Source organism: Specibacter sp. RAF43, from assembly GCF_052114065.1.
Classification (GTDB): Bacteria; Actinomycetota; Actinomycetes; order Actinomycetales; family Micrococcaceae; genus Specibacter.
Genome location: NZ_JBFREA010000076.1, coordinates 1 through 387, shown reverse-complemented (window position 1 = coordinate 387; position 387 = coordinate 1). Strand labels below are relative to the sequence as shown.

Sequence of the window (387 nt, the reverse complement as noted above, 5' to 3'; positions counted from 1 at the left end):
CGCCTGGATCGTGCAAACCAACCCGGACCTCGCCCGCGCCTACTACCTCAAGGAAGGCCTGCGCACCATCTTCAAACTGCCCCCCGAGGACGCCGGCGAAGCCCTCGATACCTGGGTCGCCTGGGCCCGGCGCTGCAGGCTCCCGTCCTTCGTCAAACTCCAACGAACCATCACCGCCCAGCGCACCAACATCCTGGCAGCCATCGAGCACGGACTCTCCAACGGCCTCATCGAATCCATGAACACCAAGATCAGACTCATCACCCGCGTCGCCTTCGGCTTCAAGAAACCCGAAGCCCTCATCGCCCTAGCCATGCTCAGCCTGGGAGGCCACAAACCCGCCCTCCCAGGCCGAAACTAACCCACGGATACGTCAGAAGAAGAGCC

Annotated in this window: 1 protein-coding gene; it reads left to right on the top strand. The window is 63.0% G+C overall.

The genetic code is table 11. The features are described from left to right. Positions 1-361 (top strand): ISL3 family transposase (locus AB4Y80_RS16950; RefSeq protein WP_442215503.1); only part of this gene is annotated, 361 nt, incomplete at its 5' end. Positions 362-387 lie beyond the last annotated feature (26 nt).